This window comes from Desmonostoc muscorum LEGE 12446, assembly GCF_015207005.2.
Taxonomy (GTDB): Bacteria; Cyanobacteriota; Cyanobacteriia; order Cyanobacteriales; family Nostocaceae; genus Nostoc; species Nostoc muscorum.
The window spans coordinates 6,215,069-6,236,929 of record NZ_JADEXS020000001.1; the positions used below are offsets into that span (position 1 = coordinate 6,215,069).

Below are 21,861 nucleotides of genomic sequence, written 5' to 3' on the forward strand. Positions count from 1 at the left end.
CTTCATTCATTTTCCAAGTCTTCAAAAGTTAAATAAATTCGGCTCTCCAGTTGATTAGGTGGTCGGTATGGATATGGATTAGATTTTTCTAGTAGTTTCAATCCCGTACCTTCGACATTTTCGATAAATAATTCCGCCACATTTTCTACTATCTCCTTTGATGCCCAAACACGAACTCTAATTAGTTTGGTTGCTTCTTTGGCTGGCGTATCATCTCGTTCCCACTCTTTCTTTGCTGCCTGCCAATACCACCCCAGGCGATTTAATTCAGCATAAAGCTGCTCTTGGGCTTGATGCGGGAAGGTTAGTATTTGGCAGGCTTTAGAATATTTCCAGCAATTCTCATTTTGAAAAAAAATCAGAGAAAATTCTGTTATTTAAATAGAGAACTTGTGTCGAAGCATCATTTTTTGACAAATAATTATCATCCAACGTTGGAGATAGACAAGTTTTAAGAAATTTGTCCATGAAAAAACGATTTCAACTGATAAATTCAGATGAAATTTTCAACAACTTTTTAGTTTTTTTAATAAATATTTTTCTTTTCATCCTTTAATATGTTGACATTTATCAACTAGAATTTACTCTTTTTAATGGGTCATGTTCTGTGATGATCAATGAAAATAAATGCGACCAATCTTTAAACCATAAATATTTTAATAAAGTCCGAATATCTTTAAAGAAAGTAGTTCGAGTTACTAATATTTTACGAACTTTTTGATAAGTATAATTAACTAAATCTAAAACAGTATGAAATAAAAAAGCTAGCAAATTTAAAGATAATAATAACTCGCATAAATGATTTTCACCATGACCAAAGTTATGTTCTAAATTATAACCGTGATTTTTAAGAACGTTATTCCCCTCATTCTCCACTTTCCATCTGCTGCGTCCAGCTTTGACAATTTCTTCAACATTATTTTCAGTGATTTTATGATTAGTTATCCAATTATTTTGGTAGATAATTTCTTCGGTTTTTTTATTAATAACTGTCACTTCGCACCAATTAACTTCGAGACTTGAATCTTCATCTTTTAAGGGAACTCTAGAAGTATAACGATAACGATAAATTAGATTTTTTCTCCCATCCCATTGTTGCTTTTCAATGGTTTTAATTTCTCCACTTCTTTCTAAGAATTCTAGCCAATCATATAAAGTATTGTGTGACGTTTTCAGACAAACAAAAATAAAATTATAACCTTGTTTTAGCAGCAAGGTACAAATAGGTTGGCGAGAATACAAGTCATCCCCTAGAAGCGTTACAGGATAACCATACTTATTTTGATTATTCTTGTTTAACCATCTTTTAACAGCCGCATTTTCACAGTCTTGTTTTTGATATCCATCTTGTTTTTTAATAAATTCTGGCTCGAAATTAATTACTTGTTTCTGATTAGGAGAAACTATAATAGGTGTGACACAGCCATGAAAATAAGTTGTAGTTCCATTTCGATGATTACGACAATTACAATGAGGGCAATTATTTTTTTTAGATGAAAAATATTCTGTGCCATCTAAAGCGATTAAAATTTCTTCATCTAAGTAGAGAAACTTTTTCAACACTCCATTTTTATTTAACCATTCATAGACTTCTTGAAAAGCCATAAATATAGTAGCTGCTGGCACCGGATCTAACAAATTTCTTATTTGATTATCACAGGGGATTTTCTCAATTGAAAATAAACTTTCTGCGTTATCTTTTCCCTTGCTACTTTTCATTAATCTTTGATGGTCTAAAAAAGACTCTGACTGAGTAAAAAAGATGGAAAATGCTGCCATCATTGCATCTTCTACCTGATATTTCGTATTATTCCCAGGTTTCCTTTCATCCGGTAAGTCATGTAATGATGACCGTAAAAATTGTATTAATTCAGGAATTTCTACGGTCGCTGCTAAGTGTGCCATGTTTGAATAACTTGACGCGCTGTCGGATTTTTAACTCACCGATTTTACATCATCTGATAACAATTATAAATTTTTATTTCCCTTGAATTCCTCAATTAAAACCGAACGATGATCTGGATTTCCTCCGTTCGTTATCAGGTAATTTCTCTATTTTCTTAAGTATTTATACTTATTTTTTGCTCCATCTGTTTTTTGAGCCAGAGGCAATGGCTCAAAAACTAGTTACTTTGTACTATATTTTGAATTCCAAAATCGGGGTTAATACTCTATTTTTTTCAAAATGAGAATTGCTGGAATATTTCTGCGTCTGTTTCATTTTTGGCTAATGGAGATAAACTAAATACTGGTTTTTTGATTGACCATTCTTTCAGCTTGCGAGAACCATATTTTCGCTCAACTTGTAAAGTCAAAGATAGCCAAGGAATCCAATGAATAAAAAGTTGCTTTGGCGGGAAGATTCTAGATGGAGTTACGTATGGGCATGATTCTGGCTGCGCCATTGCATGAACTAATTTGTAGCAGGCTTTGGCATCAGAGTAGGCTCGATGTTCCCCTCCACCAGGTAGTTTCTGCCATTTATTATTGCCCCAATATCTCGACCATTCACCATAATAATCAGCATATAGATTCATGGCGCAGTCAGCTTTGATTTCAATTCTTGGCAGTTTATAGTAATCACAGCAGTTGTCGATAATTCCGATATCAAAACTGGCGTTGTAAATACAAACAGATTGACCTTCAAGGATTTGTTTTAATCGGGGATAAATTCCTGGAAACTCTGGCGCATTGGCAACCATTTCATTCGTGATACCGTGAATCCTGGTGGTTTCTTCAGGAATCGGAATTGGTGGCTTGATAAGGGTATTAATTAAGGAGCTTCCATGATGCGATAGAATGCATATTTCCACCAAGTAAGCGTTAGATAATCCTGTGGTTTCGGTATCTAAAAACGTGGAACTTGAAGCAATTATTTGTTGAGCTTCAATCATGGCTTGGTAACGATCTGCCCCATAGGCTTTTTCGTTAAATGCTGGTAGGATTTTAGTAAGCATGGGCTAATAAAAAAGTCGTTTGAAGGTTTGATCCAAGGCTCTACTTTAGTGGGGTACAGAGGAGGGGATGGTACTACCCGCCTCAATGCTCGAAGGGCTGGAGTGAACCGCGTACCTGAAATAAATACTCCTTAGCCTGTGCCCCAATGATTATTCGCATTCGATAAAATGCCAATTTTTGGGCTTTGAAAATTTTATCTACAATCGTTAAAGTGGTTGTTTTATAAGGATTTCAGCCGTCTACAGCCAAATTTTTGAGGTATAAAAATTGTAGGCGCTGTAGACGGTCTGTTGATCGGGTGGTGATGGATTATCGATCGCCACCAGTCCCACTCGCAGTATTGGAGACTTGCCAACGAATTCGCCTGTAAAGCATTGTTGGTAAGGTGTAGGCAGACTCTAGGCAGACTGTAGGCGCTAAGGCGACCACCTCCAGCCGAGTCGATCGCCATTGCCTTCCACTTCCCCCAAGCCCCTGTCAGCCATAGAAGCGAAGATGATCCGCAATTCATCTGGCTGCATACCGTCAAATAACCGCGTAGCTCGGCTGAGTGTCCCAGCTTTCAAGATTTCACCTGGGTGCTGTTGTCCCCAGCTAAGGATAAATTGCTCATACTCGTTCATGGCTGACGGTTGCACTAGCACCCCCTCATCCCCCCCGCCGGAGATTTCCGGCAGCGCTAGAGCGTTTATCCACCCCTTTTTAAAATCATCCAGTTTGTTGGACTCTTGAGTGGGGAGTGGGGAGTAGGAACCGCGATCTGGAACCTCAACTATAATTTTTGGCTGTTCATCTGGCACGATTCACCTCACAGTTGACGCGAACAATATCTACTGTTGCTCTCAAGCTCAATGCCGCCAGTGGCAAGAGTAAAAGCAAAATAATTAACGCTCCCATCGCTTCCCCCAAGGCAGAAGTTAGTTTTGATGGTTCTTTATTCATGGATGTAGCCCCCGTGGTTGGGGGCTTGTTGGTTAGTCGAGTAAGCCGTCAAGGATGGCGTTGAAGTTGTAAACAGAGTTGTCCCGCACTGGTTCAGGCATTGGTTGAAGGCTGGCGGCGATGCCATCCTTGATTGCCGACTCGCAGGCAGCTAGATGCAAGTCGTAGTCGAGTTCTTGGGCTGCGAGTTCTGCCTGTGTCTGATACCAGTCAGGGGGAAGGTTGCTGTTCATCTTCTTCCCTTTGTAAATATTCGAGAATGTCGTCTACTGCTTGCTGGTCTTGGGGGGTTCTGCCAAAGTTGGGCTTTTCGCCGTCGTCTTTAGCCACCACCAAGGATGCGGCTTCGGCTTTCTCCCAGGGCGCACCGCGTTCAATGAGCGCTTCGCGGGAGGCAACATATAGGTTTTGGTTGAACTTGGTCATATAATTTTGATGGGTAATTTCGTGAAATTAGCCAACCGGTTGGGCGATCGCGTTTCTTGGTAGATGGGCGGTCGCCTTTAAAAATCGGCTTTGCTGGCAGTGGTGCTGTTGAACATCGTGACAACCCATATCTGCCACGTTTTTCGCCTTGTAGGGCTAACTTCGATCGGTTGACGAGTATCAAGGCAAACTGCCCGACCGTCGTTGAGTTTGACATAAAGGCTTTTTCCGGTTTTCGAGCGAGAAAACAGTTGTCCGGGTTCTAAGGTGTTAAAGCCTACCTGAGTTCTCCCTACTACGTAGTCAGCTTGGTGAGGATCGAACCCTTCAGCGAGTGGATCGTCTGCCATTTCTTTCCACTCCCTGGTTCTTTTGGCGCGTTCTTCGGTCTTATTGGTGGTCGATTTGCCGTTTGTAGTGGCTCGATCTGTGATCTGTTGTTCGGTCATAGTGCTTCATGAATGCCTCAATAGTTAGTCGATAGTGGCTCGATAGTCGCTCACTAGTGGCTCGATGGTTAGTCGATCGCGGTTGAATAGTCGCTATAGTCGCTCAATAGCGATGGTGTGAGGTTCGGCTCAATTGCTTGTACGGCAACGGGTTGAGCGGTTTCTGGTTCTCGTAAATTGGTCACAAGTTCGTCTAATAAGCCGGTTGTAATTTCGGTCGCCAGTTCAATGAGGTCATCTTCTTCGAGAGAATCGCACTGTGCCACGATGTGTTCGGGGATGTCGTCGAAGCCCCATTCCGAATGCTGATAGGCAACAGAGGTTTGCTCTCTCAATGAAAGAAAGATCAGGCAGTTCAACCCAGTGGCTTGAGCGCGGTTAAAGTTTTGCTCAATGTAGGTGATGATCTCTTCTGGTTGGGTTAGATTCATCATGATCAGCTTTTAATAGTTGAGTTAGAACATCGTTTCAATTTGGGGTATCCGGGGCGGACTGCTGCCCCGGATTTGTAATTTTCAGGGGCTGGAAGCTCATCATCTGGGAGGAGAAATAAATCCACATTGCCTTTGCTTCATCTCCGTTCAGGATGATTGCCGGATTAGACTCTCCAGCCAGAAAAATCAAAACTTGATTCTCTCTGCGCCTAATACTGGTTACATTTTCAAGATTGACAATATCGTTGTCGCTTACGCGGACTAAGTAAGGTTTGTTGATCATTGGTTCTTCTGAGTTAATATCACTAGTCGCTTGTTGCAGATTGGGCACAGCCGGGGGCTGTTGTGCTGGCGTTTGAGTTGACGCTCCAAGCTTCGGGTGCCGTTGCTCCAGTGGCGAACGAGGTTTAGTTGTCTGCCATTAGTTACGGCGGCTCGGCATATTTTGGCTCCGGTTCCGGCGTTGTGCATTTCAATTCGTTTCTTCAGGCTCAGTCCGGTGTAGCCCAGGTAGTGTTGGGCTTTTCCCCTCCCTTTTGTTCCTCCTATTGCTTCTGAAAAGTGAAGCAGGTACACGTAACTCATACGATGTCGGTTGATATACATTTGGGCTGGACACAAGCCCAAGGTCGAGAACACTTGATGAAGTATTACGGCAAGCGCTCAAGGCTTCTGCTAACCGAAGAGGAACTCGATAATTTTCTGTTGTTCTTGCAACTGACTGACACACCAGCCAATGACTAACACCCAACCCCCAACCACCAAACACAAAGACCCAACCAAAGAGCGACTGGACAGACTAGAGCGCACAGTGGACGCACTCCACCATCACCTAGTCTCCACCCTAGAGCTAACTTACACCTTAGCCGCTCAGCTAGCAGAAGCCGCAGGACGCAAGCAATCAGAGGATGCAACCTGCACCAAAGTTCTTGCTGAATTCAACATCATCAAGTCCTTAAAGCCAATTTCCGTGAGGCGGACATGAGAGAAGAAGAAATGAAAGCTGCTGTGGTCATCTTCCCCGACGCGATCGGTTACGCCAGCCCAGAACTGAATCATGCTGTTGAGCTTGCCTGCGGACAGCTACACGAGTTCGTGAATTATCTGCAAGCACTAGACCCAGAACTCAAGCGACATGAAGCGACCATTATGGCTGCTGCTATTTTGCAAGGGCTGCCCCAACTATTTGAGAATAATCCGGCGATTATTTCGGCTGTTAAAAGCGAGTGCCTTGCATTCAGATCCAATCGTTCATCCAAATAAAAAACCCCAGCTAAGGACAACTGGAGCAAAGAAAAATATGAAAAATTACTTTCCAAGAAAGATTAAGGAATCACTTCTTGATGTCAATAATTCTAACATTGATTGGAGGGTAGAACAATGACTTTATCTACTCCTCAAACAGTTGATACTATCGCATCTCACCACTGGGAAGAATGGCAGCTAAGTGGTGTGTCGTCAAAAATAATACAACGGAACGTGCGAACCTTATATGACTCTAGAGAAGTCGATAAAGTTCTGAATCGCAATACAAAATCCAGACAAAAACACTCTGAGCATTTAGTACCTTGTTGGATGGTTTCAGGAGTAAATCCACTGACAGGAGAAAACACATTAGAAGGCGTACAAGTAAAGCCAGATGTCTCCCCATTAGGTAAAGATGGAAAAGTAAACAAGTATTTGGGAGCCGTTGGTTATGGTGCTTCTCCCTTATTCTTGGACACAGGGGTAGAGTATTTCTGGCAACAAGTCCTCGCAGATAAATCAATTCCCATAATCATTACCGAAGGAGCCAAGAAAGCAGGTACGGGTTTAACCATCGGTATCCCAACCATATCTATACCTGGTGTATCGACTTGTCGAAAGATGGGCAGACTTCATTCATGGATAGAAGCCTTCGCTGGATTTGGAAGAACTTTTTACCTATGTTTTGACGCTGACATATTGCATAAACGTCCTGTTCAGCAATCCTTAATCAACATAGCGAGAGATTTAACCGCAACTGGTTCAAAAGTTATGGTAATTAAATTACCATCAATTGAACTCAAAGGCATGGATGACTTTATTGCTGCTAAGGGAGAAGAAGCTTTTAAGCAACTAATAGAAGATGCCCCAACCATTGAAGAGTGGAAGAAGGATTTAGAGGAGCAACGTAAAAATGATACAGAATATGATGACGAAGAACGCACATCAAAAGTTTATCGTGCCTACAAAATCATCAAAGATGGATGGGGCGATAATCTCCGGTTGAACCAACTAAAAAACATCATTGAATTGAACGACCAAAAAGTAAACTTGAACCGATTACGGCTATACCTATCGATAGAGTTTGACATGGATGTACAAATAGGAGATGGACAGGCAATTATTGAGGAAATTGCATCTCGAAACGCCTATCATCCAGTAGTGGAATACTTAGATGAAGTTGCGGCTAGATACAGCACAGTTGACACTTCAATTCTTGACACTCTGGCAACTAAATACTTTGGTACTAACGACCCACTTCATAACATTTACTTAAAAAAAATGCTGATATCAGCCGTAGCTCGCGCCCGTCGTCCTGGGTGTAAAGTTGATACCGCTTTGATATTGGTAGGGGAACAAGGAATAAACAAATCCAGCTTTTGGCGGGAACTGTTCGGGCGGGACTGGTTCACAGACGAACTCAGCGACGCGAACGAGAGAGACGAGCTAATGAAACTGCATCAGTTTTGGGGTTTAGAAATCCCAGAAATTGAGCACATGTATAAGAGAAAGGACATCAGCAGCATCAAAAAATTCATGTCTTCCAGCGTTGATGCTTTCCGCGCTCCCTATGCCCGCGAGGTAAAAGAGCATCCCCGCGCCTGTGTTTTGGTTGGAACGAGTAACGAAACGGAACTTCTCAACGACCCGACAGGCAACCGACGATTTTGGATTATCCCTGTAATAGACGACATCCCAATTGATATTGAGCAGTTAGTCCGAGAACGCGATTTAATTTGGGCAGCTGCTGATGCCCTTTACGAGAAAGGGCATCAGTGGTGGTTATCGCCAGCCGAGTCGAAAGTCCACAACGAAGCCAGCAAAGACTTCCAATCCGTTGACCCCTGGACAGACACAGTATTGGCTTACGCTCGGCACCAAGGAGAGACAACCACCTCTGAAATTTTGAGAATTGCGCTAGGAATTGAACTTGGCAGACAGGAGATGATATACACCAAAAGAGTTTCAGCTATTCTCCGGTCGAACGGCTGGGAACAGTACAGACAAAAAATCGGCAACAGCCGCCCCTGGGCCTGGCGGCTGAAGTCATCACCAGAAAATCAAAAAAGTTTGGGTAACAAGGCGGATCAAGGCGGATCACCCGGATCACTTTCCCCGAATTTAGAACTTGACACTGAATTAGAAAATCAAAAAAGTTTGGGTAACAAGGCGGATCAAGGCAGATCACCCGGATCACTTTCCCAAAATTCACAAAGTGATCCGCCTTGTGATCCGGCAAGGCGGATCACACCTCAACCCTTACATAATGAGACTTTCGAGCTAATTAATCCGCCCGTGATCCGCCTTGATCCGCCTACTTTACCAAACTTTTCTGAAAATAATTTTGTTGCACAAGCGCAAATAACAGCGACATCCACAGAGCCAACAGGAGATAGCAGCGCTGTCACCCGACCCGCCAAGTGCCGTTATTACCAGATAGTTGAAGCCAAGCCAACAATCTTTAAAATCGAAACAGATTTTGGAACGGTCAGCGTCAGCGCTGAACCCTATCACCGCCTTGGAACAGGGGAGAGTAAAATCTGGTTTGAATTTCAAACCCCGGATGGGCAGATATTAACCAAGAGTATCAAGGCAGATCCAGATAAAAAGCTCTATCCCCGTTTAGCGAAAGAATGCAGTGTTGTTAGGCAGTGGCAGGAGAAAACAAGAAAACATTTTGCCTCTAAAATCGAAAATCCAGGCTGCAAGTTCAAAGTACGCATTCTTGGAAATGATGACTATGAGTGGGTTGAGGATTGCATTCTCAAAACCGTGCCCAATTACCCAATCGCCACCCATTTTATATTCAAGACACCGAACAACACGGTCATCACCTCTCAGCTTGGAGAGTTTGAGGAGATGTAGGCAATAAAAACGCGATCGCCTTTTCGGTGCGGTGGGGCGATCGCGGTTGCAAGTAGTTTTATCTCCTTAGAGTTTCAGCGTATTCGCCCTAGCCAGTTTTGTCCTGCCGATGGTTTTTAAAGATTTGTATAATTTATTGTCTTAATAGGTTCAGTACAGATACTCAGCCGTCCAAAGGTGATTTTTGCATGAGTTCCGGTTTAACCGTGCTACGAGGTTAAACAGGTATATTTTTGAGTTGCAAAATCAGCAGTATCTCTAGAATCTAGTCTTTACAATGTGTAGGGACTGTAAACCTACTTCCGAAAATACGTAAAAGAAGAAGATTTACTTGAACCTATCCCACTATTCTAAAAATCCCTACTTTTTTTCGTAAAATGTGCTTAAAAGCCTTGATTTTTCGTTTTCAACTCTCAACAAGCTTAAGCTTTTCAGCATAAATATTATTAGTGGGATAGGCTCTGGGGATTCTGACTAGGCCAGAAATTACACGCTAGCTGAGTGCAACAAATACATCATTAATCTCCCTAATGATGTATTTGAAATACTTAGTTAGTGGTTGTCTCATAACTATGACTGTGCGATGCCTAGGGCCGGCCGGTACACCATCGCAACTCATACACTATATTAAGCAAGTTATGAGTTTTAATTCCTAAACTCCTCATACCTTCACTTCATCAGCAAAACTATTCCAACGCAGAAAGTGAAATGGCCCAGCTATAGAACCCCAGAGACGTTCATCGGTATCAAAGTCCCTTCCCCGGTCGAGACTGAAAAATTCTTTAGCGTCAATCTCAAATTCGTTGTCAAGATAAGTATTTTTACCATCACGAACCACAATACAGCCTTTACCGGGTTCAACCCTACCTTTGAAACTGTGGCCTGTCCACTCTACAACCATGTTGCAACCTGACATTTTTTGTAGTTGGTCTAAAGATAAAACTTTTAGGCGTTCGGGGTCACGGGATGCGCCGTAAAATTTTTGTTCTTCCTTAACTGTGTAGTGTTCGATGACAATGTGGTTTTCTGCTTCAATCAAGTTCATGATCCGCATTCGGTAGGGTTGATTGAGCATAAAATCATAAGCTTGTTCGAGAAATAAACTTACTCCTGAGAACAATTCCCAGGGTAAAGGACGGATACAAACACGAATGTGTGCATAAAAAGGCGGATTTTCAAAAGCTTGTTCTTGATTGCTAAAGTCAGCTGCCATCCAGCGGGCTAAGGTGGCGATATCAGTAGAATTAGTCATTACAGACGATCAACCAATTGCTTAAAAATTATCTGGAAGTATTGTAGACCTTGTTAAGGGTAATAGGGAATGGGGAGTGGGGAGTGGGGAATAGGGATAATTGTTAATGTTTTATGCGTCAAACAAGTTGGCAGGGTTGAGAGCAGAAAATACGTAACTTATGGGAAATTAACATAAATACCAATTCGCCATGCCCTATGCCCCATGCCCAATTCCCAATGCAACAAGGTAAAGTTACTATGCTACAGCGATTAATTGTTATCGTTATTGCCAGTATATTTTTTAGTAGTTCTTTGACGCTAGCACAGAGTCAAAAGCCCAAACCACCAGATAAATTTCCTCCTAATCCGCTAGAATTTACTACACCCGATCCACTTTTACCACGATCGCCCAAGGATAAAAAGCCGTTAAGTCCCGAAGAACAGCAAAATTTAGAACCAGCATTAGATGAGTTAAACCAAGAAGCTGCGGCGAAACTCCAAGCAGGGGATCAGGTGGGGGCGTTTGAAATTTGGAACCGAGAACTCCGCTTGCGGCGCTTTTTGGGTTCATTAGCAGAGGTGCAAGCATTATCACGAGTCGGTGCGATCGCTTGGAATCGAAATGAACGCCAAGAAGTAATATATATTAGTCAACGATTGCAAGCAATCCAAAAACAAACCCAACAACAGAAAAAATCTAGCGAAATTGATTTAGAACTATGGCGATCGCTAGGTCAAGCTTACCAAAATCTGCGATCGCCTAAACCAGCTGTAGAAGCTTATAACCAAGTTTTGCTAGCAGTCCGACAACAAAAAGATACCGCAGCATTAGTAGAAACTCTCAAGACAATTGGAGAACTGCATCTAAGTTGGTTTGATTATCGCCAAGCTGCGCCAATCTACGAGGAATTGTTGAGTTTAGATACTTCCCAAGGGGAATCTGCAAACGAGGTAACATATCTGCAAAAATTAGCTGAGATTTACGAACAGACAGAACAACACCAGCAGTCATTAAATGTACTTAACAAACTTGCAGAAATTTACACTAATGAAAATAATCTGATTAAAATACCAGAATTAAAGCTGGCCATCGCCTCAGATTACGAATCTCTGGGTAAGACAGATCCTAATTTACTGCTAGAGGCTTTTAAAAATTATCAAGAAGCTTATACAACTGCTTGGCAATTACAGGAATATGTTCGTGCTGGTGAAGCTTTGCAGAAGTTAATTGCGCTGTATCGTTCTCAAGGACAAATAGATGAGGCTTTAGAGGCTAGCCAAATTCTCATAGATACACAAACGCAGGCCGCCAACTTTTACACCGTGATGCAAGCTTACGATCAAATTGGACAATTGTATTTAGAACGCAAAGAATATCCTCAAGCACTAACAGCTTTTCAAAAAGGGTTAGAACTGGCCCAACAACTCAAACATCAAGAAGCATACTTTACTGAGCAAATTAAAAAACTACCGAAAGCAAATTTGTAACTGATATCTGCGATTAGCTTACTCTATTGTAGGCGATGTCTACGACGGGCTACGCCTACGCATTTATTTGTGTTGATGAGAAAAAGCGATCGCCGCAGTCTCAAGTATCATATACTGCCTTTACCTTATTATTACCACACTGCTTTTGTTCTCAATTCTGCTTCACAAACAAACGCTGTTATTAATATTTATTCCAATTTTGTTACTAAAATAACAAGCTTAGTGACCAAAACAACAATTTTTGTTACAAACCTCAGAATTTTCGTTACAGTTTGACGATTTTAGTTAATATTGCTGAGACAATGGTTAAACTTAAGACTAATTTTCGTGGATTTTACTCAACCAAAATGAAACTTTAGTAAGGCAAGCTAGTTTTATAGGAATCCACTTTGATTTTTGAACTTATTTGCATAGGTAGTAGAGACGCAATTAATCACGTCTGTTAGGCAATACGGAATTAGCCTTTTCAAGTTTTACCTACCTTCTTTAAAAATCAAATAGGAGTTGTATAAAACACGATACAAAAAACATAACTATGACTCGTAAAAAACTTACATATCGCGCTCTACGAAAAGCTGAATTGAGAATCTCTGGACTCAAAGCAATTGATACAAACATTGATTTTGGGGATGATCGTAACTTGCCAAATCTCACACAATTAGTTGAGCAGTACCGTAGCAAAATAAATGCTTATAATAGCGCTCTGAGTTTACTTGACTCTTACAAATATGAGATGAAAGAGTTAGATAAAACTTTGAACGATCTAATGGAAAAAATGCTCATTGGAGTTGCATTTAAGTACGGCAAAGACAGCCATGAATATGAGATGGCGGGTGGTGTTCGTAAAAGCGTTCGTGTCCGGAGAAGCTTAGTCAGTCGTTTACAAGCTAGTAAGAATGAAGTATCGACTAGCAATACCCAAAATACGCAAATAATTGAGCAATAATAGCTCATGACTTCTTATTAAAATTTGAAGTTACATACAAAAAGTCCGCTTTCGCGGACTGTGGACATTGGATAAGGTTAAGTTGTCACCAAGAGTGTCTACAAGATGTTAGACTCAATATTCATTCTTTCTTAGTTCAACTAAAAAATCAAGTTTTTTAGCTCAAATATTAGGACATAAATTCTGGATTTAGGTCTTTTTAATGTCCAAAAACTTCACTTAGTCTGAAAAATATTTTGCACCATTTTTTTGTCTGTACTCGCCGCTGCTTTATCTAACTCTGCAATTTCACCAGCGTCTAATTGCCAACCCAACGCACCAATATTTTCCCTGGCTTGTTCCAGAGTCTTTGCTCCAGGGATGGGAATGGTTCCTTTACAGATGCACCAGTTAATTGCTACCTGTGACATAGTTTTGTTTCTGGACAGTGCCACTTCTTGCAAACATGCTAAAAGCGATCGCACTCCTGGTAAAATCTGTCTAAACAGCAGACCTCGTATACCTTTGGGAAAATAACCTCCAACAGAGTATTTTCCAGTCAGTAGCCCCAAAGCCAAAGGACTGTAAGCAATCAATTTGATTCCCAACTCATCACAAACATCTTTAAGTTCGAGTTGGGTAACAGGATATGTAGACAGCAAAGAATATTGAACTTGCAGAGTAGTGATGGGAACGCCTCGCTGGGCAAACTTTTTCTGCACTTGTTTGAGCCGTTTCGGACCGTAATTGGATAGTCCTACTCCCTTAACCAACCCTTGCTCATAGACATCAGCCAAACCATCCAACAACCCCCCTTCTTGCCAGGGAGCATAGTTGGCTGTAGACCAATGCATTTGTACTAAATCAACATTTTTTCCCAGACGTTGAGCAGATGATTGGCAAGCCCTTACCATTGATTGGCGTGTCCATCTCCAGGGGTAAGCAGCAAGCTTAGTAGCAATACAAATATTTTCTTGATTGGAACCTACATATTCTCGGTTGAATTGTCCTAAAAGTAGCTCACTTCGACCATTCAATCTCCCAGTTCCGTAAGAATCACCTGTATCAAATAAAGTCACACCGTTACTTACACAAAGGTTGAAGACGGCTTTCAACTGGTCATCCATGCTTTCGTCATATCCCCAAAGCAATTGGTTGCCCCAAGCCCAGGTTCCACAGCCCATATTTGGCAGGGAGAGTTTTTGCAGAGTCTGCATCTTTGCTGTCTGTAGATTGCCTTAATAATTATCAGGCAATTCATTGGAACTAAGCTAAAACACATCCCAACCTATTGAAAAAGCGATCGCACAGACTTATAATTAATTGTGAAAACTTCTCTTACGCTGTTTATGCTTAGCGATCGCTTTGCGTTTGCGTTTTTGTAGGGGTGTTTCAAAGTGGCGGTGCTTTCTGATATCTGGAAAAATTCCTGCCTTAGACACTTCTCGCTTAAATCTACGTAAGGCTGATTCGATACCTTCATTTTCGCCTACGATTATTTGCGTCATAGTCTATTCCTACTAAGATTTGTTTCATGAGTGTGCGTAAGTGGTAAGCACCTTGTTCAACGGAAGCACAAAAAAAAGCAGACGCCTTGTCTGCCCTCAAGACCTTAGAGTTAAATTCTTGGTTCTAGACCTTAATAGCGTCGGGAGTATCCACCACCACCGCCACTTCCTCGTCTACCACCAGAGGAACCGCCATCTGTCTTAGGTTTAGCTTTATTAACTTTTAAACTCCGACCCATCCACTCAGCGCTATCAAGGGCTTCGATTGCTGCTGCTTCTTGGGCGTCTGATTCCATTTGTACAAAGCCAAAACCTCTTACCCGGCCTGTTTCTCGATCAATAGGCAATTGAACTTCTTTTACAGTTCCGTATTCTGAAAAGACTTGCCTGAGGTCTTCTTCTCTAACCTCATAGGATAGATTACCGACATAAATTGACATAAAGTGTCTCCAGAAGCATGGGAGTGTAGAGATTTATATCCGGATAGGTCTGTAATACAAATATATATAAAAACAAACTACACAACCGAATTTAATCTTTCTTTGACACTTTAACACAAATTTAAAGGTGAATGTTCGTAAGCAACATAGGGAGTAGGGAGTGGGGAGTGGGGAGTGGGGAATGGGGCAATAATTCGGGACAAGGGGAAAGATATATTAGAAGTTTTCTCCTTGTCTGCCCACACTTCATCATCGTCATCTTCCCCACTCACCCTCACAGGTACATCACGATCGCTGTAAAATTAATCTCCATCTGGTATTTGCTAACCCGTTGACGAATGATTCCTAGATGATATACAGCAAGCGGATTTATCCGTGGAATCAGTCGAAAATCCTTTCATCCAAAATCTAAAATCTAAAGTTGTCTGACGCCCATGTATTGTGACTACCTCATTCAAATCCTGACAGCCCGTGTGTATGATGTTGCTCAGGAAACACCACTAGAGTATGCCCCAAATCTGTCTGCACGGCTGAATAATCAACTCCTGCTAAAACGTGAGGATATGCAGTCAGTATTTTCCTTTAAATTGCGGGGTGCCTATAACAAAATGGTACAACTGCCGCCAGATATATTGGCACAGGGTGTAATCGCAGCATCGGCGGGTAACCATGCTCAGGGAGTTGCTCTGGCAGCCCAGCGCTTGGAAACCAGAGCGATTATCGTCATGCCGATAACCACACCCCAAGTGAAGGTAGATGCAGTTAAAAGTAGGGGCGGAGTAGTTGTATTACATGGAAATACCTACGATGATGCTTATACTTATGCCCGTCAATTAGAAGCCGAAAAAGGGTTAACTTTTATTCATCCCTTTGACGATCCCCATGTCATTGCTGGACAGGGAACAATCGGTATGGAAATTTTACGGCAATATCAGCAACCGATCCATGCGATTTTTGTAGCCATTGGCGGGGGCGGATTAATTTCTGGGATTGGAGCTTATGTGAAACGGTTGCGTCCCGAAATTAAAGTGATTGGTGTTGAGCCAGTAGATGCCGATGCCATGTCTCAGTCCTTGAAAGCCGGACATCGGGTGCGTTTATCCCAAGTGGGGTTATTTGCTGATGGGGTAGCGGTGCGGGAAGTAGGTGAAGAAACCTTCCGTTTGTGTCAGCAGTATGTAGATGAGATTATTTTAGTGGATACGGATGATACTTGTGCGGCGATTAAAGACGTGTTTGAGGATACACGATCGATTTTAGAACCAGCAGGTGCATTGGCGATCGCAGCTGCCAAAGCCTACGCAGAACGAGAACAAATCACAGGACAAACTTTAATTGCTGTAGCTTGCGGTGCAAACATGAACTTCGATCGCCTCCGTTTCGTCGCAGAACGGGCAGAGTTTGGCGAACGCCGCGAAGCTATCTTTGCAGTCACAATTCCTGAAGAACGAGGAAGTATTCGCCAGTTTTGTGAATGTATTGGCAAACGCAATCTCACCGAGTTTAATTATCGCATTGCCGATGCCAAAACAGCCCATATTTTTGTCGGTGTGCAAATTCAAAACCGTGCTGATGCTTCAAAGATGGTAGAAACCTTTGAAGCTCAAGGATTTGAAACCCTGGATTTAACAGACGACGAACTTACTAAACTACATCTACGGCACATGGTGGGTGGGCACTCTCCCCTTGCTCACAATGAATTGCTCTACCGTTTTGAGTTTCCAGAACGTCCCGGTGCATTGATGAAGTTTGTTGGTTCCATGAGTCCGAATTGGAATATCAGTCTTTTTCACTACCGCAACAATGGAGCAGACTACGGACGAATTGTCGTTGGTATCCAGGTTCCTCCCCACGAGATGGAAGAGTGGCAAGCATTTCTGGATACCCTTGGTTATCGGTATTGGGATGAAAACAAGAATCCAGCATACAAGCTGTTTTTGGCATAAGTGGGGATTGGGGAGTGGGGACTGGGGATTGGGGGATGAGGGAGCAGGGGAGGCAGGGGAGGCAGGGGAGAAATAACTAATGCCCAATACCCAATCCCCAGTCCCCAATCCCTAGTCCCTAATCCCTAATTCCGATAACTACCTTGCAATATCATATTGGAGTCCCAAGTATACAACCCGATTTGGTCGGGAACCTTAGAGAATCTCCCTGTCCGATAGCCTCTAGATAATTCATTCAGCACCTTATTTTTGATCTCTCGGAGTTCCTGAGAATTTATTTCTCCGTAAATTCCGGCGATTACTTCAGCCACGGTGAAAACTTTACCTGGATTTTGTTCAAAAAGAGAAGTGAGGGCATCAATCAAGAATTGGCCGTCAAAAGCTTTGAGCATTGGTACTGTTTTTGTCTTGGGAGGTACGAAAGGTTTCTTCTTTTTGTTTTTGATACTCCTAGAAGCACCATTGCCATTGTTTGGGGCGACTAAACTTAAATCCAGAGTGTAACAACCGGGTTCTTCGGGAATAATTACCCAGTAGCTTCTTTCTCTGCCTTGGGTGAGGGAAGATTGAACTCTACCTTTAACTACTCTAAACAGATTAGAATCTAACTCTCCATAAAGCGATCGCACAATGAAATCGATATGACACACAGTACCTGCCTGTTCTTGCAATAGCTGTTTTATGGCTTCCATTCGAGACAGAGATTGATACTGGGGTAGCATGGGGATTTCCGGCACCTTAGCTGAGTTATCGTTGTTCTCTGGAAGTGCCTGTATATCTGGGGATGTACTTCGAGTTTGACTTGTTTTTGTATCAACAGCAGCAAAGGAAGTATCAATTTCAATGTCGTCTGAGTCTTTTAGTTCTGACTCTATAGACTCCACCAAGTTGATTTGGGAGATGTCATCATGGGCTGACAAAAACCGCAGAGAGGCTTCTGGGGAAGAAGTGGAGGTTTCGTCAACTGCCTTCAGTCTTGATATATGCTTGTTGCCATCAGAGAAAGACCAGGTAGATAACAACGCTTCTACATGATCGAGTTGCGATCGCGCTTGCACAAATAAGCGTTCATACTCTTCTGTAAGGCGAGCATAATAGTCTCGTAATTCCAACAGTGGCGAGAGAAATGTGCCCGGAGGTGGTTCTAGTTGTCCCTTTGAATTCATAGCGCTTTAATCAATTTAAATCAGTATCACTTTTGTAAGACATTGGTCTGGGTTTAGCTTTGACAGATGCTGGCTGGGATTTCTTCGGCGGTTGAGGAGGGCGACATCTCTCACAATATAAAGGTCGAGGTCCATAAGTCTCACGTTTTGTCAGATCGTTACACTCTTTACAGACAAACTGGAAAACACGAGTGTGAATCTCTCTTTTGTGCGCCCTGACAGTATATTCCCTAACATCAATGAATTTACTTGCCATAATAAGGAATCTTCAATTTGCTTCGTATCAATGTCCTATCAATATAGCTATTCAAGCAAATCAAACTGCATCAGTGTGTGTTTATGTAGAAGTTTTATTCAAATCAGTGAATTTGATGCCAAGGACAAGGTGCGAATATTGCTTAGCAGCAAATTCAGAGTTAGCCTTGACTATCCCTTCAGCATATACCTGGTGATGAGCAAACACTATCACCATTCCTATAGTGCTTCATTTGAAAAACAATTCCTACTGCCTATAACTAGCTGCTTTTGCCTGACGTGATGCACTTGCGATGCAGAATGTGTGGTCTTCAACTAAAGTATAATCCCTCTGAATAATGCCAGTGTTGTAAATCAAGTACTACATAATTCAGATAATCTCACCAAGAAAAGGCAAGCACGGACTCGTTTGGTTGGATAAGACTAGGCTTCCACAACAGTATCTTAAAGACCTCAAAGGAGCTGCTTGAACAGACTGTAGAAATCTTACCAAAGTATTCGCACCTGAATTTTATTCGTAAAGATATAGACATAGGAGATTTTTGTCGGTTTCATCAGGCAAATTTACATAGATTGACAAATCAAGTTATTGGCAGTGTATTTAATTGCCCATTTTATTTATAACCCTTCTTCCTTCTGATAGAGGATTATCGATCGAGGAAGCCATTTGTGTATAAGGAACAACCGCCTCTTTAAAAATAAGAAGCGGTGATTATCGCTTATTAAGGCATAACCAAAATGTAAAACCCTGAATATTTAGTTGAGAGAAAATTATTTGTTATCAACAAAATCGGCATCAATCACATCTTCAGTGCCCTGGCCTTGTTGTTCACCACTCGTGTTCCTGGCAGCTTGGGCGTAGACAGCGCTACCCATTTGCATTAAGGCTTGTTGTAACTCGCTAGATAGAGATTTAATGCGATCGCTATCATCTTGGTCAATAGCCCGTTGTAAATCATTTACTAGTGCTTCAATGCGAGAGCGATCGCTTACACTCACCTTGTCACCCAAGTCTTGCAGCTGTTTCTGGGTTTGATAGATTAGTGAATCTGCTAGATTCTTGGTATCAATTTGTTCGCGGCGTTTCCGGTCTTCTTCAGCGTGAGCATCTGCATCGCTTACCATACGCTCCACATCCCGCTTATCAAGGGTAGAAGCACCTGTAATAGAAATCGACTGCTGTTTACCCGTAGCTCGGTCTTGGGCTGTGACTGAAAGAATACCATTGGCATCAATATCGAAGGTAACTTCGATTTGCGGTACACCTCTAGGTGCTGGTGGAATGCCATCAAGGCGGAATGTACCCAAACTCTTGTTATGTGTGGCTAATTCCCGCTCACCTTGGAGAACGTGAATTTCTACATTTGTTTGACCATCTGCTGCCGTCGAGAAAATTTCCGATTTTTTCACAGGGATAGTAGTGTTGCGGGTAATAATCTTAGTCATTACGCCGCCAAGGGTTTCCACACCCAAAGACAAAGGCGTAACATCCAGCAAGAGAATATCTTTAACTTCACCTGCTAAGACACCTGCTTGAATAGCTGCACCAACGGCTACAACTTCATCAGGGTTGACGCCTTGATTAGGTTCTTTCCCCGTCATCCGCTGCACCAAGTCTTGAACAGCGGGAATACGAGTGGAACCACCGACTAATACAACTTCATCAATTTCGGCGTTGGTAAATTTGGCGTCTTCCAGTGCTTGTTTTACTGGCTTGCGACAGCGGTCTAGGAGATCCGAAGTCATCTCTTCAAATTTAGCCCGCGTCAGGGTCATATCCAGGTGTTTTGGTCCTTCTTGAGTGGCAGTGATGAAGGGGAGATTGATATTGGTTTGAGTCGCACTTGAAAGTTCAATTTTGGCTTTTTCGGCTGCTTCTGTCAATCTTTGTAAGGCTTGCTTATCTTTACGTAAGTCAATACCTTCATTGCGTTGAAATTCAAAAGCCAACCAATCCACAATCTTTTTATCAAAATCATCACCACCCAAGTGGGTATCACCGCTGGTAGATTTGACTTCAAATACTCCCTCACCCACTTCCAAGATAGAAACGTCAAATGTTCCACCACCAAGGTCAAAGACCAAAATGGTCTCATTCTGCTTTTTATCTAAACCGTAGGCCAAGGCTGCTGCCGTAGGTTCGTTAATAATCCGGAGAACTTCTACACCTGCAATTTTTCCAGCATCTTTGGTGGCTTGCCGTTGGGAGTCATTGAAATAAGCAGGAACCGTAATTACTGCTTGAGTAACTTTTTCTCCCAAATATTTGCTTGCATCATCAACTAACTTCCGCAGGACTTGGGCAGAAATTTCTTCGGGAGCAAATTGTTTTTTGGCTGCGGGACAGTCAAGTTTGACATTACCGTTGCTGTCGCGCAAAATTTTGTAAGAAACTTCTGTAGCTTCATGGGTAACTTCATCGAATTTGCGCCCAATAAAGCGTTTAACAGAATAAAAGGTATTTTCTGGGTTCATCACTGCTTGGCGTCTAGCAATTTGACCCACCAAGCGTTCGCCCGTTTTGGTATAAGCCACAACTGAAGGAGTGATGCGTTGTCCTTCAGCGTTAGCAATTACCATCGGCTGCCCACCTTCTATCACGGCAACACAAGAGTTCGTAGTTCCTAAATCAATTCCAACTACTTTAGCCATATAACCTTCCTCTTTAGCACCTGAGGAAAAAAGGGATTGGGGATTGGGGATTGGGTACTGGGGATTGGGTATTGGGCATTGGGCATTGGGCATTGGGGATTGAAAGTTTACCCGTTATCAAGTCCCCAGTCCCTAGTCCCCAGTCCCCAGTCCCTAGTCCCCAGTCCCCAATCCCTAACGTTGAATCAACCGATGTTAACTTTGACAGCTTTGCGTTTTTCTGACTCAGCTTTCGGCAAAGTTAAGTGGAGAAGACCATTTTTGTATTCAGCTCGTACTTTGTCGTTTTGAACTTGGGAAGGTAACGGAATTACGCGATGGAATTTGCCATAACGAAATTCAGAGCGAGTGACGCCGTTTTCTTCAGTCCTGGTTTCAGTCTTGCGCTCACCGCTAATGGAAATTGATTCGGGAGTCGCTTCTACGTTTATATCTTTTGGTTCCAAACCAGGTACTTCTAGTCTCAAGTTGATTGCATCATCAGTTTCTTCTATTTCTACGGCAGGAATGAAGGTGAATCCAGTCCTTTCACCACCGTCGGTTGGTATTAATCTGTCAAACAAGCGATTCATTTGCCGCTGTAAGGTGTCAATTTCTCGGAATGGTTCCCAGCGTTCACTGTCCCGGAATGGTTCTAAGCGTTCAATATCCCGGAATGGGTCCCAACGAATGAGTGCCATAACTATCACCTCTAAGATGAACTATCTAGTCTTAGGAGGCTCAATCTCAAGCTTTCTACCTTGCGAACACCTGATATAATACGTTTGTCGAGCAATCTTCAAATTTCACTAAGCTCAATCTCAAGCTTCCTACCTATCACACTAGATCGGGATTCAACTTGAGTAGGTTCGGTTTTATAGTCAAGAGCGATCGCAATAACCGTACCTTTTGAGAGTTCACAAAAAATCGGATTTACCCATCAGCAACAC

The 21,861-nt window shown here is 42.4% G+C and carries 26 protein-coding genes; 7 read left to right on the forward strand and 19 right to left on the reverse strand.

The window, feature by feature from the left end; all coding sequences use genetic code 11:
* Window positions 1–2: 2 nt before the first annotated feature.
* From IQ276_RS26110 to IQ276_RS26160, 11 genes are all read right to left on the reverse strand, one after another.
* A complete protein-coding gene (locus tag IQ276_RS26110; protein ID WP_235115981.1) occupies window positions 3–140 on the reverse strand; it encodes a hypothetical protein in 138 nt (45 codons plus the stop codon).
* Window positions 141–570: 430 nt separating this feature from the next.
* On the reverse strand, window positions 571–1,905 hold the full coding sequence (locus IQ276_RS26115; RefSeq protein WP_193916760.1) for a transposase: 1,335 nt from the start codon (window positions 1,903–1,905) through the stop codon (window positions 571–573).
* Between the two features lie 275 nt (window positions 1,906–2,180).
* Complete coding sequence (locus IQ276_RS26120) at window positions 2,181–2,957, reverse strand: 3'-5' exonuclease (protein ID WP_193916762.1); 777 nt, start codon at window positions 2,955–2,957, stop codon at window positions 2,181–2,183.
* A 417-nt stretch (window positions 2,958–3,374) separates the two neighbouring features.
* On the reverse strand, window positions 3,375–3,758 hold the full coding sequence (locus IQ276_RS26125; RefSeq protein WP_235115982.1) for a hypothetical protein: 384 nt from the start codon (window positions 3,756–3,758) through the stop codon (window positions 3,375–3,377).
* Window positions 3,748–3,900: a hypothetical protein gene (locus tag IQ276_RS26130; protein ID WP_190883731.1), complete on the reverse strand. Its 153-nt coding sequence runs from the start codon at window positions 3,898–3,900 to the stop codon at window positions 3,748–3,750. Before IQ276_RS26130 ends, IQ276_RS26125 begins: the two co-directional genes overlap by 11 nt.
* A 32-nt stretch (window positions 3,901–3,932) precedes the next feature.
* Window positions 3,933–4,133, reverse strand: a complete 201-nt coding sequence (locus tag IQ276_RS26135; protein ID WP_193917582.1) for a hypothetical protein — start codon at window positions 4,131–4,133, stop codon at window positions 3,933–3,935.
* Window positions 4,111–4,326, reverse strand: a complete 216-nt coding sequence (locus IQ276_RS26140) for a hypothetical protein (RefSeq protein ID WP_193917584.1) — start codon at window positions 4,324–4,326, stop codon at window positions 4,111–4,113. The genes IQ276_RS26135 and IQ276_RS26140 overlap by 23 nt, the downstream gene beginning before the upstream one ends.
* 77 nt (window positions 4,327–4,403) lie before the next feature.
* Entirely contained in the window at window positions 4,404–4,775 is a 372-nt protein-coding gene (locus tag IQ276_RS26145; RefSeq protein ID WP_193917585.1) for a hypothetical protein, read from the reverse strand.
* A gap of 68 nt (window positions 4,776–4,843) precedes the next feature.
* Window positions 4,844–5,209: a hypothetical protein gene (locus IQ276_RS26150; protein WP_193917587.1), complete on the reverse strand. Its 366-nt coding sequence runs from the start codon at window positions 5,207–5,209 to the stop codon at window positions 4,844–4,846.
* 34 nt (window positions 5,210–5,243) lie between these two features.
* On the reverse strand, window positions 5,244–5,492 hold the full coding sequence (locus tag IQ276_RS26155; protein ID WP_193917589.1) for a hypothetical protein: 249 nt from the start codon (window positions 5,490–5,492) through the stop codon (window positions 5,244–5,246).
* Complete coding sequence (locus IQ276_RS26160) at window positions 5,489–5,794, reverse strand: GIY-YIG nuclease family protein (protein WP_193917591.1); 306 nt, start codon at window positions 5,792–5,794, stop codon at window positions 5,489–5,491. The genes IQ276_RS26155 and IQ276_RS26160 overlap by 4 nt, the downstream gene beginning before the upstream one ends.
* Before the next feature lie 3 nt (window positions 5,795–5,797).
* On the opposite strand from IQ276_RS26160, the gene IQ276_RS26165 reads away from it, so the two are divergent.
* From IQ276_RS26165 to IQ276_RS26180, 4 genes are all read left to right on the forward strand, one after another.
* Window positions 5,798–5,953, forward strand: a complete 156-nt coding sequence (locus IQ276_RS26165; RefSeq protein ID WP_193917593.1) for a hypothetical protein — start codon at window positions 5,798–5,800, stop codon at window positions 5,951–5,953.
* Window positions 5,946–6,194 (forward strand): hypothetical protein, encoded by a 249-nt coding sequence (locus tag IQ276_RS26170; RefSeq protein WP_193917594.1) that lies wholly within the window; start codon window positions 5,946–5,948, stop codon window positions 6,192–6,194. Before IQ276_RS26165 ends, IQ276_RS26170 begins: the two co-directional genes overlap by 8 nt.
* Entirely contained in the window at window positions 6,191–6,472 is a 282-nt protein-coding gene (locus tag IQ276_RS26175; RefSeq protein ID WP_235115983.1) for a hypothetical protein, read from the forward strand. Before IQ276_RS26170 ends, IQ276_RS26175 begins: the two co-directional genes overlap by 4 nt.
* 117 nt (window positions 6,473–6,589) lie before the next feature.
* On the forward strand, window positions 6,590–9,319 hold the full coding sequence (locus IQ276_RS26180) for a VapE domain-containing protein (protein ID WP_235115984.1): 2,730 nt from the start codon (window positions 6,590–6,592) through the stop codon (window positions 9,317–9,319).
* A gap of 661 nt (window positions 9,320–9,980) precedes the next feature.
* Here IQ276_RS26180 and IQ276_RS26185 read toward each other — a convergent pair.
* Window positions 9,981–10,571: a chromophore lyase CpcT/CpeT gene (locus tag IQ276_RS26185; protein WP_193917602.1), complete on the reverse strand. Its 591-nt coding sequence runs from the start codon at window positions 10,569–10,571 to the stop codon at window positions 9,981–9,983.
* A gap of 239 nt (window positions 10,572–10,810) precedes the next feature.
* Between IQ276_RS26185 and IQ276_RS26190 the strand changes: the two genes are divergently transcribed.
* Together IQ276_RS26190 and IQ276_RS26195 are read left to right on the forward strand one after the other, a co-directional pair.
* The gene (locus tag IQ276_RS26190) at window positions 10,811–12,040 is read left to right on the forward strand and encodes a tetratricopeptide repeat protein (RefSeq protein WP_193917604.1); all 1,230 of its coding nucleotides are present in this window, start codon (window positions 10,811–10,813) and stop codon (window positions 12,038–12,040) included.
* 535 nt (window positions 12,041–12,575) lie between these two features.
* Complete coding sequence (locus tag IQ276_RS26195) at window positions 12,576–12,986, forward strand: hypothetical protein (protein ID WP_193917606.1); 411 nt, start codon at window positions 12,576–12,578, stop codon at window positions 12,984–12,986.
* Between the two features lie 215 nt (window positions 12,987–13,201).
* Here IQ276_RS26195 and IQ276_RS26200 read toward each other — a convergent pair whose 3' ends face one another.
* The 3 genes from IQ276_RS26200 to rbp form a co-directional block, all read right to left on the reverse strand.
* Entirely contained in the window at window positions 13,202–14,182 is a 981-nt protein-coding gene (locus IQ276_RS26200; protein WP_193917608.1) for an aldo/keto reductase, read from the reverse strand.
* A 102-nt stretch (window positions 14,183–14,284) separates the two neighbouring features.
* Complete coding sequence (gene rpsU / locus IQ276_RS26205; RefSeq protein ID WP_190882833.1) at window positions 14,285–14,473, reverse strand: 30S ribosomal protein S21; 189 nt, start codon at window positions 14,471–14,473, stop codon at window positions 14,285–14,287.
* Between the two features lie 131 nt (window positions 14,474–14,604).
* Window positions 14,605–14,913 (reverse strand): RNA-binding regulator, encoded by a 309-nt coding sequence (rbp, locus tag IQ276_RS26210; RefSeq protein ID WP_190882832.1) that lies wholly within the window; start codon window positions 14,911–14,913, stop codon window positions 14,605–14,607.
* A 434-nt stretch (window positions 14,914–15,347) separates the two neighbouring features.
* On the opposite strand from rbp, the gene ilvA reads away from it, so the two are divergent.
* A complete protein-coding gene (gene ilvA / locus IQ276_RS26215; protein WP_235115985.1) occupies window positions 15,348–16,859 on the forward strand; it encodes a threonine ammonia-lyase, biosynthetic in 1,512 nt (503 codons plus the stop codon).
* A 125-nt stretch (window positions 16,860–16,984) separates the two neighbouring features.
* On the opposite strand, the gene IQ276_RS26220 is transcribed toward ilvA, so the two are convergent.
* The 4 genes from IQ276_RS26220 to IQ276_RS26235 all read right to left on the reverse strand — a co-directional run bounded on the left by IQ276_RS26220 (window position 16,985) and on the right by IQ276_RS26235 (window position 21,612).
* A complete protein-coding gene (locus IQ276_RS26220) occupies window positions 16,985–18,025 on the reverse strand; it encodes a hypothetical protein (RefSeq protein ID WP_193923663.1) in 1,041 nt (346 codons plus the stop codon).
* A 10-nt stretch (window positions 18,026–18,035) separates the two neighbouring features.
* Window positions 18,036–18,281: a hypothetical protein gene (locus IQ276_RS26225; protein WP_073641437.1), complete on the reverse strand. Its 246-nt coding sequence runs from the start codon at window positions 18,279–18,281 to the stop codon at window positions 18,036–18,038.
* 770 nt (window positions 18,282–19,051) lie between these two features.
* Window positions 19,052–20,932: a molecular chaperone DnaK gene (gene dnaK, locus IQ276_RS26230; protein WP_193923672.1), complete on the reverse strand. Its 1,881-nt coding sequence runs from the start codon at window positions 20,930–20,932 to the stop codon at window positions 19,052–19,054.
* A 185-nt stretch (window positions 20,933–21,117) separates the two neighbouring features.
* Complete coding sequence (locus IQ276_RS26235) at window positions 21,118–21,612, reverse strand: Hsp20/alpha crystallin family protein (RefSeq protein WP_190882828.1); 495 nt, start codon at window positions 21,610–21,612, stop codon at window positions 21,118–21,120.
* Between the last annotated feature and the right edge of the window lie 249 nt (window positions 21,613–21,861).